Source organism: Campylobacter sp. BCW_6460, from assembly GCF_001762705.1.
In the GTDB taxonomy this organism is placed as follows: Bacteria; Campylobacterota; Campylobacteria; order Campylobacterales; family Campylobacteraceae; genus Campylobacter_D; species Campylobacter_D jejuni.
On sequence record NZ_MJXI01000021.1, the window covers coordinates 1 to 16421 of the forward strand.

18 protein-coding genes are annotated in these 16421 nt (G+C 30.4%); 1 reads left to right on the top strand and 17 read right to left on the bottom strand.

Annotation, left to right across the window (positions count from 1 at the left end):
* The 3 genes from AJ881_RS04150 to AJ881_RS04160 all read right to left on the bottom strand — a co-directional run.
* A partial coding sequence (locus AJ881_RS04150) for a Cj0814 family flagellar-dependent secreted protein (RefSeq protein WP_410002330.1) occupies nucleotides 1-454 on the bottom strand: 454 nt, incomplete at its 3' end.
* A gap of 98 nt (nucleotides 455-552) precedes the next feature.
* On the bottom strand, nucleotides 553-1572 hold the full coding sequence (flgS, locus tag AJ881_RS04155; protein WP_044794323.1) for a fla regulon two-component system sensor histidine kinase FlgS: 1020 nt from the start codon (nucleotides 1570-1572) through the stop codon (nucleotides 553-555).
* 9 nt (nucleotides 1573-1581) lie between these two features.
* A complete protein-coding gene (locus AJ881_RS04160; RefSeq protein WP_070282557.1) occupies nucleotides 1582-2454 on the bottom strand; it encodes a DUF234 domain-containing protein in 873 nt (290 codons plus the stop codon).
* 35 nt (nucleotides 2455-2489) lie between these two features.
* Between AJ881_RS04160 and AJ881_RS04165 the strand changes: the two genes are divergently transcribed.
* Nucleotides 2490-3764 (top strand): aminotransferase class V-fold PLP-dependent enzyme, encoded by a 1275-nt coding sequence (locus AJ881_RS04165; protein WP_074497849.1) that lies wholly within the window; start codon nucleotides 2490-2492, stop codon nucleotides 3762-3764.
* On the opposite strand, the gene purU is transcribed toward AJ881_RS04165, so the two are convergent.
* The 14 genes from purU to AJ881_RS04235 all read right to left on the bottom strand — a co-directional run bounded on the left by purU (nucleotide 3761) and on the right by AJ881_RS04235 (nucleotide 16420).
* Nucleotides 3761-4585, bottom strand: a complete 825-nt coding sequence (purU, locus tag AJ881_RS04170; protein ID WP_070282559.1) for a formyltetrahydrofolate deformylase — start codon at nucleotides 4583-4585, stop codon at nucleotides 3761-3763. The two genes, AJ881_RS04165 and purU, sit on opposite strands and share 4 nt — an antisense overlap.
* On the bottom strand, nucleotides 4582-5700 hold the full coding sequence (locus AJ881_RS04175; protein WP_044779453.1) for a CCA tRNA nucleotidyltransferase: 1119 nt from the start codon (nucleotides 5698-5700) through the stop codon (nucleotides 4582-4584). Before AJ881_RS04175 ends, purU begins: the two co-directional genes overlap by 4 nt.
* A complete protein-coding gene (locus tag AJ881_RS04180; protein WP_044794316.1) occupies nucleotides 5669-6160 on the bottom strand; it encodes a CiaD-like domain-containing protein in 492 nt (163 codons plus the stop codon). The genes AJ881_RS04175 and AJ881_RS04180 overlap by 32 nt, the downstream gene beginning before the upstream one ends.
* The gene (locus AJ881_RS04185; RefSeq protein WP_002859818.1) at nucleotides 6157-6405 is read right to left on the bottom strand and encodes a tetratricopeptide repeat protein; all 249 of its coding nucleotides are present in this window, start codon (nucleotides 6403-6405) and stop codon (nucleotides 6157-6159) included. Before AJ881_RS04185 ends, AJ881_RS04180 begins: the two co-directional genes overlap by 4 nt.
* Before the next feature lie 78 nt (nucleotides 6406-6483).
* Complete coding sequence (gene tatA2 / locus AJ881_RS04190; protein ID WP_002876097.1) at nucleotides 6484-6657, bottom strand: Sec-independent protein translocase subunit TatA2; 174 nt, start codon at nucleotides 6655-6657, stop codon at nucleotides 6484-6486.
* Nucleotides 6658-6669: 12 nt separating this feature from the next.
* Nucleotides 6670-7008: a chaperone NapD gene (locus tag AJ881_RS04195; RefSeq protein ID WP_053872750.1), complete on the bottom strand. Its 339-nt coding sequence runs from the start codon at nucleotides 7006-7008 to the stop codon at nucleotides 6670-6672.
* Complete coding sequence (locus tag AJ881_RS04200; protein WP_070282561.1) at nucleotides 7001-7915, bottom strand: WD40 repeat domain-containing protein; 915 nt, start codon at nucleotides 7913-7915, stop codon at nucleotides 7001-7003. The genes AJ881_RS04195 and AJ881_RS04200 overlap by 8 nt, the downstream gene beginning before the upstream one ends.
* 4 nt (nucleotides 7916-7919) lie before the next feature.
* On the bottom strand, nucleotides 7920-8444 hold the full coding sequence (locus tag AJ881_RS04205; RefSeq protein WP_010891887.1) for a nitrate reductase cytochrome c-type subunit: 525 nt from the start codon (nucleotides 8442-8444) through the stop codon (nucleotides 7920-7922).
* Nucleotides 8441-9223, bottom strand: a complete 783-nt coding sequence (gene napH / locus AJ881_RS04210) for a quinol dehydrogenase ferredoxin subunit NapH (protein WP_074497852.1) — start codon at nucleotides 9221-9223, stop codon at nucleotides 8441-8443. The genes AJ881_RS04205 and napH overlap by 4 nt, the downstream gene beginning before the upstream one ends.
* Complete coding sequence (gene napG / locus AJ881_RS04215; protein WP_070282563.1) at nucleotides 9220-9960, bottom strand: ferredoxin-type protein NapG; 741 nt, start codon at nucleotides 9958-9960, stop codon at nucleotides 9220-9222. The genes napH and napG overlap by 4 nt, the downstream gene beginning before the upstream one ends.
* A gap of 17 nt (nucleotides 9961-9977) precedes the next feature.
* Nucleotides 9978-12752, bottom strand: coding sequence for a periplasmic nitrate reductase subunit alpha (gene napA / locus AJ881_RS04220; RefSeq protein ID WP_070282565.1), 2775 nt, complete (start codon nucleotides 12750-12752; stop codon nucleotides 9978-9980).
* Between the two features lie 223 nt (nucleotides 12753-12975).
* On the bottom strand, nucleotides 12976-13503 hold the full coding sequence (gene tpx / locus AJ881_RS04225) for a thiol peroxidase (RefSeq protein ID WP_002856712.1): 528 nt from the start codon (nucleotides 13501-13503) through the stop codon (nucleotides 12976-12978).
* Nucleotides 13504-13601: 98 nt separating this feature from the next.
* The gene (gene peb2 / locus AJ881_RS04230) at nucleotides 13602-14342 is read right to left on the bottom strand and encodes an AcfC family adhesin PEB2 (protein WP_002861424.1); all 741 of its coding nucleotides are present in this window, start codon (nucleotides 14340-14342) and stop codon (nucleotides 13602-13604) included.
* Between the two features lie 47 nt (nucleotides 14343-14389).
* Entirely contained in the window at nucleotides 14390-16420 is a 2031-nt protein-coding gene (locus AJ881_RS04235) for an ATP-dependent helicase (RefSeq protein WP_070282567.1), read from the bottom strand.
* Between the last annotated feature and the right edge of the window lies 1 nt (nucleotide 16421).

Consider the following 16421-nt stretch of genomic DNA (forward strand, 5'->3'; position numbering starts at 1 on the left):
TATATATCTCATCCAAAGTAGATTTATGTATCTTAAAATCTTCAGGAAGTCCTGCAGCTTTGTTAAAATCACTTCCCATATAGCCATCTTTATCTACACTATAACCATAGGCTGTATTAGTAGAAGTATTACTTATATCTGCTTGTTTGTATTTTAGAGTATAAATAGAGTTTTTAAATTCACTTGATATATCATAATTAGGAGAACTTGTCTTACTACTTATACTAAAATTAGTATTATTGCTAGTATTTGTTGTATTAGTAGAATTTAATACTTCACTTCTTGCTAGAGTTTGTGAATTTGCATTTTGAATTTCATTTAACTTACTAGCATTTTGTTTTAAAAAAGCATTAGCAAAACTTATTTTAGAATTTTCTTTACTTTCTTTATTAGCTTTTGCTTGTGAAAGTATAGAACCATAGTTTGAGTTATCATTGATGCTAAAGATACTCATATTAATTCCTTGATTTAGATTTTTCTGCCTTCAACCTAAATATATTAAAATAATATAAGCAAGATCTGTTCCGTTTTGGGGTGAAAAGAAAATATTTATCACACCAAAGGTAAGGTAAAATAAAAATTCTTAGGATCGCTTTGAAAACTTAACTCTCCCTTATGAGCGTTTATGATTTCTTTAGAAAGAGACAAACCAAGCCCATTGCCTTTAAGTTTTGTTGTTTTAAAAGCTTCAAAAACCAATTTCTCATCTTTTATTTCACAACCATTATCATACACTCTGATGCATATTTTTTCATTATCACAACTTGCTAAAATTTTAATCATAGGTTTTTCACATTCGCTTTCTTCTATCGCATCAATAGCATTATAAATCAAATTTTGTAAAACCAAACCAAGAAGAGCTTTATCGGCACAAATCTGCTTATCCAAAAAAGATATTTCAAAGTCTATTTGAGAAGTAAAATTATAAGAGTTAATGGCACTTTCACACTCTTCTTTTAACTCTAAAAGATTAAAATTTAAAGCATTGATGTGCACACCCTTAGTAAAAAGTAAAGTTGAATTTACGATACGCTCTACTCTAGCAATAGCCTTTTGGATTTCAAGAACTATATGCTTATTTTTAAGCTCACTACGAGCAAAAAGGGTTGAAGCAAGTAAAGATATAGATCCAATAGGATTTCTTATCTCATGTGCCAAATGAGCCGCTACACTACCCATGCTTGCAAGCCTTTCATTACGTTTTTCATCGCTAATATCTGTAGCTGAAACTATAGTTTTTTCATTATGTGCTATGATTTTTACTGCATAAAACCTACCTTCAAATTCAAGCTCATCGCGAATTTTATCAAGACTAATGATATTAAGTAATTTTGGATTTTTCAAGGCTTCTTGATTTTGTAAAATAATATTTTTTTCTTTATCTAAAATCCAAAGCGCACTAGGCAACACCTCTATAATCTCATCAACCATTGCGCGTAAGGAATTATAGTTTTCATTTAAAGTTTTGTATTCATTTTCTATTACATAAGTTTGTTCTATGAGGCTTTCTAAGCCTTTTTGTAGAGTTTCTTTTTCATTTGAGTCTAAACTTTTTAAAATACTTTCATTCATTTATCATTCCTATAATAAAATCTTAAAATCATTCAAATCAAATAAAAGCAAATTCTGTTCGCATATTTTATCAAATTCCTTGCTAAAACCATTTTTTGAGATTATAATATAATAATTTGGAGCCAAATTTAAAGACTTTGCTTTTGATTTTAAAAGATTTAAAATATTTTTACAAATTTTTTTATTTTTAAATTTAACCTCTCCGACAAAACACAAATTTTCATCTTGATAATAAAGATCAAGTTCTAAATTCTTATCCCAGTAACTTTGCACTCCATTGATATTGAATTTTTTCTCAAGCAATTCTCTAGAAAGCTGTTCAAAACAAAAACTTTGATAAAGTTCAAATTTTTCCTTAATACATTCTAAAACTTCTTTATAACGATTTTGCAAAATAAGCTTTTCATTGGGCTTTAAAAAATAAAAAAAGAAACGAGTAAAATGGTTGCTAAATATAATCTTATCTTGGATAACATAAGATCTTAGTTCTTTTTTGATTTTTTGTCTTTTATCTTTTATTTTTTTAGCTTCCTTACTATACTCAAGTTTTATTATACCTGTTTCTAAAAGATATTTAAGTATAGATAAAGCTTTAAAATGCTGAATTTTTCTATTGATAGAAAAACGCTTGCGATTGTTTTTAGCTAGTAAAGTAAGAGCGTAAGAACTTGTTTCATCCAAGGCAAAATAACTTTTAATTTTTAGGTAATCATCAAGCAAAATTCGCTCTATATTTGTAAATACATCGTCTTTAAAATTTAAAATGTTTAATTTTTCAAAACCTTCAAACACACTATAAAAATCAAAAAGCTTACTTAAAGATAAATTCTTATGCAAATCTACAAAGTTCTTAAATTTTATATTTTTCCTTTTATAAAGCATTTTTATAGTATAATTTTAGCAAATTTTTATAAGGATTGTATTTGCAAATTTCAGATTTAAAAAAAGAATTGATCTTAAAAAAAGGTATTTTGCATTTTGACTTCACAGCAAGTGCTTTAGCTCTAAAATGTGTAGAAAAAGAAATTTCAAAAATTCTTCCAACCTATGCAAACACACATTCTGATAGCTCTTTAAATTCTTTTAAAACTCAACAAATTTACGAACAAGCAAGAAAAGATATAAAAAAAAGTTTATCATTAGATGAAAATTTTGCCCTTATAGCCTGCGGAACAGGATCAAGCAGTGCTATTAAAAAATTTCAAGAATTGATCGGCATTTACATTCCCCCTCTTGTAAAAGAAAGATATTTTACGCAAATTGATAAAAATACCTTACCTTTAGTTATCGTAGGGCCTTATGAGCATCATTCTAATGAACTTTCATTTCGAGAAGGCTTGTGCGAATGTATTAGAATTCCCTTGGATAAAAATGGGGAAATTGATTTTGATTTTCTAGAAAAAACTTTACAAAAAAACAAAAAAAGAAAAATAATCGCTAGCTTTTCTTTAGCTTCAAATGTTACTGGGATACTAAGTGATTACAAACGCATTTCTGAAATGGTTCGTAAATTTAAAGGGATAGTTGCTTTTGATGCATCTAGTTTTATTCCCTATAAAAACATATCTTGTCAATACTATGATGCGTTGTTTATAAGTTCTCATAAATTAATCGGTGGTATTGGCGGTTCTGGACTTTTAGCTATCAAAAAAGATCTTTGTGGAAACAAGCCTAGCTTTGCAGCAGGTGGAACTGTGGGCTATGTTTCTCGCACTTCACAATGCTACCTTTGTAATGAAGAAGCTTTAGAGGAAGGAGGAACACCTGGAATTTTACAACTCATTCGCGCTAGCTTAGCTTTTAAAATCAAAGATTCTATAGGGGTTAAAAATATAGAAAAAAAAGAAGAAATTTTAAAAGATTATTTTTTTGAAAAACTAAAAACTATACCTAATTTAATTTTATATGCAAAGAATTTAAAAACCCGATTGCCTATTTTTGCTTTCAATATCAAAGAAATTTCTCCTTTTGATATCGCTTACGAACTTAGTAAAAAATACCACATAGAAACACGCGCTGGATGTGCTTGTGCTGGGCCTTATGGTCATGATTTGCTAGGCTTAAAAGATAATCAAAAACTTAAAACAAAACCAGGCTGGTTAAGAATAAGCTTGCATTATACGCATGAAAAAGAGGATATTGATTATTTTTTCGATGCTTTAAATAAAACTATAGTAAAATTATCGCATTAAAATATTATAGTTTTATTATTATGTATAAAAATTCTATCTTCAAAAGCCAAATCAAGCGCTTTTGAAAGAACATCTTTTTCTATATTTCTACCTGCTTGTCGCATATCTTGCCAAGTAAATTCATGGTTTACAGGCGAAACAGCTTGAGTGATAATAGGACCTTCATCAAGATTATTATTTACAAAATGTGCCGTAGCTCCAATTATTTTAACCCCTCTTTCAAAGGCTTGTTTATAAGGATTTGCTCCTATAAATGCAGGTAAAAAAGAATGGTGAATATTTATAATCTTGCCTTCAAAATGCCTAACAAAATCAGGAGATAAAATTCGCATATATTTTGCCAAAACCAAATAATCAAATTTATATTGTTCAAGACATTTTAAAATCTGATTTTCTTGCTCTTTACGATCTAAATTTTCAGCACTGATAAAATGATAAGGAATTTCAAATTTCTCAACTAAATCCTTTAAAGAGTTGTGATTTGAAATCACAGCTTTGATATTTGCTTCAAGTTCGTTACTATAATGCTTTATTAGCAAATCTCCCAAACAATGACTTTCTTTAGTAGCAAAAACAACAATATCTTTTTTTCTCTTCTCGCAAAGCTCTATCAAGGCTTCTTGTCCAAGCATAGCCTCAAGCGTTCCTATAAAAGCTTCTTTATCAAACTCACCTTCTAAAAGAGCACGAAAAAAAAACATTCCTTCACCTACAAATTCATCGTTTTTTACTATATTGATATGATATTTAAAAATAACATCAGAAATTCTATAGATTAAACCTTTTTGATCTTTGGTGCAAATTTTTAATACAGAAATCATTTAGCTAAACCTTTTATATATTCTTTTAATTCATTCTCTCTTGCTTCTTGAATCTTTAAACCAAGAATTTTACCACAAAATCCAGCATTTATGAAATCTTTTGCTAAAATTTTACTTTCAAACTTATTCTCATAAAGTCTTAATCTTTTAGCTTGCTCAATACGCTTTTTACTCCAAAGTCCAAGCCATTCCTTCAAAGGCATTTCAAAAGCAATTTTTGCTAGTTCAAAATCACTTATATCATCAAGATAAAAAGCTTGATTTGCGTATTTTAGGTATTCTTTTTTAAGTTTGGTTCTTTTAAAAAATATATCTTTTTCTAAATTAAAAAAATTCAAATACAAATACAAGAATAAAGCATCGCTTTTTACAAATTCTCTACTTTGTCTGAGTAAATTTTGAAATTCCAAACTCTTAAAAACACTCTCAAAGCCAAAAATCTGTTTTTCTAAGTCAAGTTCTTGCAAATATCTATAGCCAACATCAAGTCTAGGGCTTTTAAAGAATTTATAAAGCTCCGCATTGATCCTATCTTTACTAAGATCAGTTATATCCATACTTTGCATCAATTTCAAGCTTTCACTAGTTATCTTAAAGTTAAACCTTGAAGCAAATACTACCGCTCTTAATACTCTTAAACTATCCTCTTGAAAGCTTTGTTTGTCAATATGCCTTAAAAAGCCTGCTCCTAGATCTTTTAATCCTCCATAAAAATCTAAAAACTCATCGTTAAAAAGATTAATCATCATAGAATTTATGGTAAAATCGCGTCTTTTGGCGCCAAGTTTTTCATCATTACAAATTTGAACTTCAAAACCTTTATGTCCATAGCTTATTTTATTTTCGGTTCTAGCAAGAGCTAAATCATAATTTTTAAACTTATACACAAAAAAACTTTTTCCAAGGCCTTGTGCGCCCAATTTTTGCATAATCTTTTCAAAATCTTTAGGTTTGATATCATAAAGCTCTATATCATAGTCACAAATTTTTAAGCCTAAAAACAAATCCCTAACGCTACCTCCAACCAAATACGCTCGTTTAGTATAAGGCTTTAAAAACTCAGCGATAAACTGTAAATCGGGATTATTTTTTAAGCTTATCTTCGATATTTGCAAGCAAAAACTCTAAAAAATTTATGGTCAAGTTTAACCTATTTTCAAGATCATCTTTTTTTATGCTATTTAAACCTTCAAAAAGAACTAAAATTCTCTCTCTAAGATGTTTTAAAAAAATATCCTCATTAAGCGTTTGAACCTCTGTCATAACACTGGGATTTAAAATTTCACTTTGCAAAAAAGGCTCTTCTTTTTTAAACTCTTTATTTTCCTGAGTAGAAATTTCAATATTATTTTGTATTTTTTGCTCTTCTTCAAATTTTGCCATAGAAATTTTATCTTCTAAGTCTTGCGGAGTATCAAGTTCTTCGCATACAAACTCCATAGGTGGTAATTCATCTTTTATTTCAGTTTTTCTGCTTAATTCTTGTTCTTTTAAAATTTCATTTTGTCTTCTTTGCTCTTCCATGATAGAGCTAACTTCGCTAATGGTTTTTTTAGCTAAATCTTCCAAATTCATATTTTTATCAACCACCTTTTAAATTCATTAATTTCTTCATCGCTTTTCATATTAATAAAAAAATCCAACATTTGAGTGTTTAAATCTTTATGCTTGGATCTAAAACCACTAAGACGACGAACCGCATCGATAGCGTTTTGGTTATCTGGATCTTCTTTTAAGATATTTTTATAAATTTCTAAAGCTTCGTCTTTTAACCCTTGAGCCTCATAGATAGAAGCTTCAGTGACTGTATTTTTCATCACTGTTTCCTAAAATTTTTCTTTAATTCTAGCAAAAAGCTTTTTAATTTATCTTTAAGAAAATAATATGATTTTTAATGTCTATTTTGTTTTAAACAATTTTTCTATATATTCTTTTTTTTCTTTCTCTAAGCTAGAATTTAATTCTTTTTGTTCTTTTTTAACTTGCACTTTTAAATCTTGATTTTTAAAATACACATAATCAATTCCAAAAATAACACCAATTACAATAAGCAATGGGATTAAAAATACCATATACTTTACACTTTAAGAAAATTGATTAAATACACTACCATAGTAGCGAATATTCTCAGCATTTTCATTTTTTTCTATCGTTTCTATTGCGCCGCTATTGATTGCTTTTTGGATATCATCATTTAAATTTTGATAAGAAAAAACCATATTAATACTGATAATATTTGGCAATTTCTCAAGCATTTTATAAGAGTTTAATTCATCTTCTAAATTTTCACTTTCAATCACAACTATAATCTTTTCATTTTTACAAAGTTCTACAGAACAAAAAGGAATTTCAGATATAGCCTTTTTTAAATCATTTATATATTCTTCTTTTGCTAAAATCAAAACACTAGAAAGATTATTCATCAATACTCCTAAACATTATACTATCACCAAAGCCTGAAACAATAAAATCTTTATTGTTTAAAAAAATAATAAACTCACTCATCAAATTTTCATTATTAAAAGTTTTAACAGGCTTAAAATCACTTGTGCTAAAAACTTCACTAACTCCAGCTTCGTTATCACTATAAACAGCCAATTCTCCATTAGGACTTAAAGCGCAAGTATATATCAAAAAATCTTTTTGCAAAAAATTTTGCTCTTCATTTTTTACAACTCCTATACGCCTATCCGTTCCACAACTTAAAATAACATTATTTTTAAAATCTACTTGATAGATATTATCTTTATGTATTTTATCATAGTTTTTTAACATCTTCCAATTTTTCAAATCAAAAAGTTCTACTTCGCCACTCTCAAAACCTGCAACTAGCCTACTCTTATCTTCATTTAAAACTGCATCATTAAGACTAGAATGGGAAAAATTAAATTTTTTTATATTTTTTAAACTTTTATCAATCAATTCTATTTCAGAACCAATAGAAATCAAAAGATAAGTATTTTCATTGATAAAAAATGCTTTTATTATGCTATTTTCTTCGAGCTTTTTGATTTGTAAATTTTCCTTATAAAAACTTAAATTTTTAGCACCAAAATCACCCTCGCTAAGTATTAAAAGTGTATGTTTAAAAATATCAATGTTGTAAATTTTAGCAAAATCATCACCATAATAATTTTTAATCTTTGGCAAAGATAAAAGTTCTTTTAAACTTTTATCTTTAATGTTATATTGTAAAATTTCACCTTTATCAGTGCCTATATATAAGTTTTGCTTATCAAGCTTTAAAGCTGTTATATTGGCATTTAATTTCAGCTCATAAGCATAAGACAAAACACAAAAAAGACTCAAAATAAAAAGAAATTTTTTCATTTATTTACTTTACACCCTCATTAATCACATCAATTAAATTTGAACGACTTTTTAATTGTTCATTTTTAAATTCAGGTTTAAAGCTATTTCCCACCAAAGGTTTTGCATCGCTTTGTGGAACATGACACTGAGTGCAATTAAAACGACTATCGCTAATCATATCTCCTGTGGTTTTATTGTGTCTAAAATCATAATAATGACTAGCAGGAAGTGGAGTTGCACCAGCATCTGCTGCTATAGCCTTATCATGGCAGCTTAAGCACATATTGTTATCTTTAGTTATAGGTAACAAATCTTCAATAGCATGCGGAATTAATGGTGGTGCATTTTCATAAGAACGCTCAAAACGAGTAGATTCCCCAGGTTGTAAAGTTGTGAAATTTGCTTCCACTAAATTTACTTTATTTTCATTTTCTAAACTTGCTTTTCTAAGTCCAATTTGTTCCGAACTTACCCCACTATTCATTGCGCAAGCGGCAAAAAATACCACTGCAGCACTTCCTAATAAAACCAATTTCTTCTTCATTATTTATTCCTTAAATCAAAAATATTAAAATTCAAAGCATCATCATTACAAACTTCTATACACCTTGCACACCTTATACACTCTCCTGATTTCACACTAGTACTTTCTTTTCCAACCATCCACAAAACCTGTTTTTCAGGACAAATACGGATACATTCATAACATTTAGTGCATTTATCACTATCATGCTTTATTTTAAGCAAAGCAAAACGAGAAATAAAAGCATAAAAAGCTCCTAATGGACAAAAATGTGAACAAATTGCCCTAGGACTTAAAAAAGTATCGATACAAAAAAGTATAAAGGCTACAAAAATCCAAGAACTTGTAGTAAAAATAATCCCTCTATGTATTATTCCTATATAAGAAAAACTTTCAAACACAGGTAATGAAAATACAAAAGAAAGGACTAAAACCAATACCAACACAAAATAGCGTAAATTTTTAGGCAAAATTAAAAATTTATTATTAAGGGTTAATTTATTTCGCACAAAAGTAGCAAAATCTGTGATTAAATTAACAGGACAAACCCAAGAGCAAAAAACCCTTCCTAAAAGCAAACCATAGATAAAAAATATAATCAAAGCTCCCATTAAAGCCATTAAATCTATACTCCAGCTTGCTAAAATGATTTGCAAAACCGCAAAAGGATCGCTTAAAGGTATGGTATTAAAAAGTCTAGAAGAACTTAAATTTCCCTGCAAGATAAAATCTGTAGCTTTAAAACTAAAAAGCGCTAAAATTCCAAGCTGAACGATGCGTCTAGCAATTAAATACTTCATCACAGTTCTCCATCATTTAAATAATTGGTTGCTTTTTTAACATTAAAATGTTTTGAAGTATCTGCATTTTTTATACGACCTTCATCTTTTTCATCCCAGCCTTTTACATAATGAGATCCTGCTTTTCCCAATACATACTCCCTTGGTAAAACACGAATGGCCGGTTTTTCAGTAATACAAGCAAGTTCACAAAGCCCACAACCTACACACACTTCATGATCCACACTAGGTAGTAAAAAAGCATGTTTGGCGGTGCGTTCATTGCGTTTAAGCTCAAGTTTTAAAGCCTTATCTATCAAAGGACAAGCTCTATAACAAGCATCACATTGAATTCCCCAGTGTGCCACACAAGAAGCACTATCAACAATAGCAATACCCATTTTCAAGGATTCTATACCCTGCTCTAAATGCTTTTTATCTAAAGCATCAGTTGGACATTCTCTAATGCAAGGAATATCCTTACAAAGATAACAAGGAATTTCTCTTGCTCTAAAAAAAGGCGTGCCATTTTTTGGACTATCTAACAAGCTAGCGAGCTTTAAAGTATTATAAGGACAGGCTTTTACACAAAGCCCACAACGAATACATTTGCTTAAAAATCTAGCTTCATCTTCAGCCCCAGGAGGACGCAAGGCATAATTATCATAGGCTTTTAAAGTCAAATTAACCAAAAATCCACCTCCTGTACATAAACATGCAGCCTTAAAGGCGCTAACGAAAAATTCTCTTCTACCTTTCATTTAATCAAAACCCTAAATTAAGCCTTATAAATTTTTACAGCACATTTTTTAAAGTCAGTTTGTTTTGAAAGCGGACAAGTCGCATCCAAAGTAACTTTATTGATATATACATTCTCATCAAACCACGGCACATACACAAGTCCTACAGGCGGTTTGTTTCTTCCACGCATATCTACTCTTGCTTTTACTTTACCACGACGAGATTCCACCCAAACCAAATCACCTTGATTTAAGCCTAATTTCTCTCCATCTTTCTCACTCATATAGCAAAGCGCTTCAGGGACAGCACGGTAAAGCTCAGGCACACGCATAGTCATAGTTCCACTATGCCAATGCTCTAAAACCCTTCCTGTTGCAAGCCAGAATGGATACTCTTTACTTGGTCTTTCAGGTGCTTTCATAAATGGCCTAAAGAAAATTTTAGCCTTATTTTTAATACTGTGCTCTTTTTCATCTTTAGGAGCTATTAAATCTCCATTTGTAAGCATTTTGTTAAAATCACCATAAAAAGCAAAATCTGAATTTGGAGCCGCTTTTTTAGCATAATAATCAAATTTAGTATTAAATCTCCACTGTGTTTCCTTGCCATTAACCACAGGCCATCTTAAACCCCTTACTTTATGATAGGTATCAAAATCCGCTAAATCATGGCCGTGTCCTAAGCCAAATTTACGATATTCTTCCCAAAGGTATTTTTGAACGAAAAAGCCATAGCCTGTAAATTCTTTTCCATCACTGCCTTGAATTTTTCTCTCATCGCCTTTAACATCAGTATTATCAAAGCCTTTTGCGATAGCATCGTTTGGATTAAAGCTTTTTGCTTCTTTATTGGCAAATAGTACATCAAAAAGTGTATCATCTTCACTATAACCCATAGCTTTTGCCTCTTCTAAAACACTTGGCAAGGTAAGCTTATTATCCACTTTTTGCTCTTTCCAAACTTCTTTAAGCTTAAAGCGTTTTGCAAATTCTAAAATTTGCCAAGTATCACTCATGGCAGCACCTACAGGTAAGACTTGTTGTTTCCAATGTTGAGTTCTTCTTTCAGCATTACCATAAGCACCCCATTTTTCATAAATCATAGCACTTGGTAAAATAAGATCAGCTACTTTTGCTGAAATTCCAGGATAACAATCACTTACAACAATAAAATTATCCATTTCTCTTGCTGCTACGATCCAGTGATTTGCATTTGCAGTGTTTTGCCATGGATTATTCACTTGCACCCATGCAAATTTAATTTTTCCATCTTCTAAATCTCTCATGATATTAAGATAAGGAGAACCTGGTTTTGGGTTGATGGTCTTTGCAGGAACTTTCCAAATTTTTTCAGAAATTTCTCTGTGTTTTGGATTTGCCACAACCATATCCGCAGGCAAACGATGGGAGAAAGTCCCTACTTCCCTAGCCGTTCCGCAAGCACTTGGCTGTCCTGTTAAAGAAAAGGCTCCACTACCTGGTTTAGCTTGCTTTCCTAGTAAAAAATGCACCATATAAGCTTGTTCATTTACCCAAGAACCTCTTGTATGTTGATTAAAGCCCATAGTCCAAAAACTTACGACTTTGCGATTTTTCTCTATGTAAAGATTAGCTAATTCTTGAAGTTTTTTCTTAAAATCTTCCAAAGACTCATTATCATCACCTTTGGCTACCTTTGCAGTGTATTCCAAAGTATAAGGGGCTAAACCTTTTTTAAATTCTTCAAAAGAAATTTCCCAGTTTTTATCAGCCACACCTTGATGTTTCATTTCAAATTTATCACCCGCTTTAACGCCAAGATAAGATAAAGAAGTAGCCTCTTCATCGTCTAAAGTGATTACATTTTCTTTTTCAACTGTATCTTTTTCACTTTCTTTAAATTTTGGATGATTTGGATTATTTCTCATACCATAACCAATATCAGCATAACCAGTTGCAAATACGCAGTGTTCTTTGATAAATTTCGTATCCATAGCCTCTGGATGATTATAAACAATCTCTCTTGCTATGTAGTTCCAAATAGCCAAATCTGTATTTGGTTTAAAAATAATTTCAATATCAGCAATATTTGAAGTACGGTTAGAAAAAGTGCTTAGATTAACAACTTTGACCTTATCAAGATTACTTAGTTTTCTATCACTTACTCTTGACCAAAGGATTGGGTGCATTTCAGCCATATTAGCTCCCCAAGTGATGATAGTATCTGTAAGTTCTATATCATCATAACAGCCTGATGGCTCATCTACACCAAAAGTTTGCATAAAACCAACCACTGCAGAGGCCATACAATGTCTTGCATTTGGATCGATATTGTTTGTTCTAAAACCCGCTTTTGCAAGTTTTAAAGCAGCATAACCTTCTTGGATAGTGTATTGCCCACTACCAAAAATCCCTATACCTGTAACGCCGAGTTCATTGTAGGCTTTTTTAAATTGTTTTTCCATTTCATCAAAAGCTCTTTGCCAAGAAACCTGTTGAAATTTGCCTTTTTTATCAAATTCGCCTTTTTCATTCATGCGAAGCAAAGGCATAACAAGGCGATCTTCACCATACATGATTTTAGCATTAAAATAACCTTTGATACAATTAAGTCCGCGATTTACGGGTGCCGCAGGATCACCTTTTGTTGCTACGATTTTGCCATCTTTTCTGGCTATCATAATTCCACAGCCAGTTCCACAAAATCTACAAACAGCCTTATCCCATTTCCAATCTTCTTCTTGCGCGCCAAGCATAGAGCTTGGAACACTAAGTCCTGCAACACTAGCAGCACTTGCAATAGCGGTATTTTTAATAAAATCCCTTCTATTCATCCTTATTCCTCCAAAATAAAAAAATCATCTTATTATAAAAAATGGAGTATAAAAATCTCTTGAAATTTTAATAAAAATAATAATTTTAAAGCTCTATTTTATAGGAGTTTTATTGTCCTTTTTATATTATTCTTACACAAAATAAATATTAAAAATAATCAACTTAAAATAATAAAAAAATGAAGATGTAAAAATTAAGCCCTAAGAATGGGCTTAATCAAAATTAATGGCAACCACAACCACCGCAGCAGCTAGAACCACCAAAAAATGCATCAAGTTTTGCAATATCTGGCATTTCTGTGATTTCATTTACAAGTTCCTTATATGCCACTTTACCCTCTTTAATCACAAATACGGCACGAGCTAAAAGCCCTTCTAAAGCACCTTCATTTATCAAAACACCATATTTTTCACCAAATTCTTTTGCCACAAAATCACTTGCAACACTTAAATTTTCAATACCTTCTGTACTGCAAAATCTTCCCATAGCAAAAGGTAAATCCATACTTACTACAATTACTTCAGCACCATTGTAGCTGGCTACTTTTTTATTAAATTCTCTAGCTTCTGTAGCACAAACTGGCGTATCTAAGCTTGGAACACTTAAAATGATTTGAGTTTTACCCGCTGCACCGATTTCAATCACGCTTAAATCTTTAGCTTTAAGATTTACCTTAGGAGCATCTGCTCCAACTTCTACTGAATTTCCTTTAAGTTTTACAGGATTTCCTTTAAAATTTACTGTACTCATTTAATTTCCTTTTTTTGATATTTTAAACATTATTGCAATTAATGTTTTAGGAGTGATTATATCCTATAAACATTAATTATTTTTAATTTCACTGAAAATTATTTTACTTCTTTCCAAGTATATTTTTTCCACACTTTTTGAGCTTCCTTACTCTTAATAAAATCTACAAATTCTAAAGCTTTTTTATTTTCTAAACCTTTTTTTGTAGGAGCTATTTCAGCTGCACGATAAATCACTGCATTTTTATCTTTGATAAATAAAGCTTTATCATCGCCTAAAGCCTTTGCCCAATGAGACCAAATGATTAAAGCATCAATATTTGGATTGTTATTCCACTCATCTACAGCAGCTTTGGAATTTTTAGCATAAATTTTTATATTTTTACGTAATTTTACCAAATTTTCTCTTTTTACACTTTTTAAAGCCATATCTTCATAAAGTCCAACTTGTCCTGCACCATCAACCACCATAACATTTACGCCATCTTTTAAAATGTCTTCAAAATTTTTAATATTTTTTGGATTATTTGGACGCACGATAATACCTGATGGACGCATATTTAAAACGCTTAAATTTTCTAAACTTAAACTTGGAATTTTTTTAGCAAAATCATCCATCATTGAAGTATTGCCTGAAAAAATCAAATCTGCATTTTCTTTTGCTTTATCTATCCAAGCTGGAGTTGGACCTGCGGTTACAATCACCTTTTCTTTTGTTTTTTCTTCAAATTTTAAAGCAAGCTCTTTTAGTACAGGAGCAGGACCACCTGGACCATAAACTAAAATTTCAGCATTTAAAAAACTTGCTGCTACTAAACTTAAAATTAATATTTTTTTCATAAAATAAACCTTTCTTTATAATATAACTTACTTGAAAGGAAATTTTATCAATCTATAGTTAACTCTCCCTTGCAAAGCCCTGCTTCTATAAGAAAACGAGAAGGAGCGAAAGAAGTTTTTTTGTTTTTATCGTATTTAGCATAGCTTAAATAAAGTATATTTTTTGCCCTAGTTACTGCAACATAAAAAAGTCTTCTTTCTTCTTCTAAGCTTCCACCCATTCCCATAAGCTTTTGATTAGGAAAACGACCTTGTGCAAGATCGATCACAAAAACAAGATCAAATTCCAAACCCTTGCTTGCATGCACGCTAAGCAAATTAACTCCTTTGCCACTACTCATTTCGCTTGCACCTAAAGTTAGAAAATTATAATACTTGTAAATATCGCTATAATTTTTTGTAAGCTCTTTTAAGACATTGAATTTTGTTTCTATTTTTTCTAAATTTTCACTCTTTCTTAATAAATCTACCTGTCCTGCTTTATTTGTCGCTCTTTTGGTTGCAAGTTCTTCACAAATTTCTCTATAAAAAGAATTTTCGCAAATTAAATTTACCAAAGCCAAAGAGTGTTTTATTTCCATAGCTTTTTTTAAAAAAAGATAGATTTTTTCCAAATTTCTAGCACACAAATCATTGATTTTTGAAAGTCTTAAAATAGGATGTGCATCAAATTCACTCTCAAATTTAAAACGAGTTTCGCTGGCTAATTCTTCTAAATCCGCAAAAAGTCCAAGTTGATAATTTCTTTTTTGATGATTTTGCAAATTTACATTTTTATCAGGATCTAAAAAACCTTTTATTAAACTTCCATGCCCTAATTTTAAAAGTGCGTCAAAAATTTCTTTTGCTAAAACTCCACCCACACCTTTGGTATATTGAACCAAATGAATAAAAGCCATAATATCCTTAGGATTTACCACAAGAGCAAGCATGGAGCTAAAAGCTTTAACTTCTAAACTTTCAAAAAAACTTCCACTTCCCTTTCTCACACTTGCAATGCCCTGCTCCCTTAAAGCTACTTCAACCCCATCAGCACTTGAGTTGTTGCGAAAAATCACAGCAATTTCTTCCAAGCTTACTCCGCTTGTAAGTATCATTTTGGCTATATTTTGATACTGATCAAATAATTCTTCAAAAGTAAGCAAAGATGGGGCTTTAAGCTCATCATTTCTTGTAACAATAAGTTCTTTTGGATATAATCTTTCGTTATTTAAAATCACCTTATTAGCCAAAGCTAAAATACTTCTTGATGAACGGTAGTTTTTATTTAAAGAAAAAATTTTTGCATCTTTAAAACGATCTTTAAACCCACCTATGATATTAATATCCGCTCCATTAAAAGCATAAATACTTTGATCATAATCCCCCACGCAAAACAAACTTTTACTATGAAAAGCCTCTATTAAGGAACTTTGCAAAGTGTTTGTATCCTGATATTCATCCACTAAAATTTCATCAAATTCATATTTTTCTTCTTTTAAAAGCTCTTTTAGATTGATAAGCAAGTCATTAAAATCTACATAATTAAAACGCTTTTTTTCATTATCATATTCTTTTAAAATATCTTCATAAATTTCAGCATAAATACTTTGTTCTTCGTAGTTTTGGCAAAACCAAGTATAAAAATCTTGATTGTGTGCTTTGTTTTGAAACAAAGAATAAAGATCATATAAATAACTTGATTGATAAGGTTTTATATCACTTAAATGCCTAAAAGTTCTTTTTTCATAGACACTTTTAAGTAGAGTTTTTAACTCGCTTGCTTGCTTTAAGGCTATATTTTTATCCGCATTTCTAAGTAAGGTATAAGCCGTACTATGAAAAGTTCCTGCAAGTATTTTACTGGTAATATTTTTATCAAAAAATTTCCCTAAACGCCCTATCATTTCTTTACTGGCTTTATTTGTGAAAGTCAAAAGCATAATTTTTTGAGGTGTCACTCCCTTGCTTAAAAGATAAGAAATTCTTGCAACAATAGTAGAAGTTTTTCCCGTCCCTGCACTTGCAATAACAAGATTGTGTCCAAAATCAGCAGTAGCAGCAAGATATTGTTCATTATTTAATTTTGAAAGTGGCATT

Excerpts from the sequence above, each read along its gene's own strand:
- flgS (WP_044794323.1), bottom strand. The coding sequence starts at position 1,572 with ATGAATGAAAGTATTTTAAAAAGTTTAGACTCAAATGAAAAAGAAACT.
- AJ881_RS04160 (WP_070282557.1), bottom strand. The coding sequence starts at position 2,454 with ATGCTTTATAAAAGGAAAAATATAAAATTTAAGAACTTTGTAGATTTG.
- purU (WP_070282559.1), bottom strand. The coding sequence starts at position 4,585 with ATGATTTCTGTATTAAAAATTTGCACCAAAGATCAAAAAGGTTTAATC.
- AJ881_RS04180 (WP_044794316.1), bottom strand. The coding sequence starts at position 6,160 with ATGAATTTGGAAGATTTAGCTAAAAAAACCATTAGCGAAGTTAGCTCT.
- tatA2 (WP_002876097.1), bottom strand. The coding sequence starts at position 6,657 with ATGGTATTTTTAATCCCATTGCTTATTGTAATTGGTGTTATTTTTGGA.
- AJ881_RS04195 (WP_053872750.1), bottom strand. The coding sequence starts at position 7,008 with ATGAATAATCTTTCTAGTGTTTTGATTTTAGCAAAAGAAGAATATATA.
- AJ881_RS04200 (WP_070282561.1), bottom strand. The coding sequence starts at position 7,915 with ATGAAAAAATTTCTTTTTATTTTGAGTCTTTTTTGTGTTTTGTCTTAT.
- napG (WP_070282563.1), bottom strand. The coding sequence starts at position 9,960 with ATGAAAGGTAGAAGAGAATTTTTCGTTAGCGCCTTTAAGGCTGCATGT.
- napA (WP_070282565.1), bottom strand. The coding sequence starts at position 12,752 with ATGAATAGAAGGGATTTTATTAAAAATACCGCTATTGCAAGTGCTGCT.
- tpx (WP_002856712.1), bottom strand. The coding sequence starts at position 13,503 with ATGAGTACAGTAAATTTTAAAGGAAATCCTGTAAAACTTAAAGGAAAT.
- peb2 (WP_002861424.1), bottom strand. The coding sequence starts at position 14,342 with ATGAAAAAAATATTAATTTTAAGTTTAGTAGCAGCAAGTTTTTTAAAT.
- AJ881_RS04235 (WP_070282567.1), bottom strand. The coding sequence starts at position 16,420 with ATGCCACTTTCAAAATTAAATAATGAACAATATCTTGCTGCTACTGCT.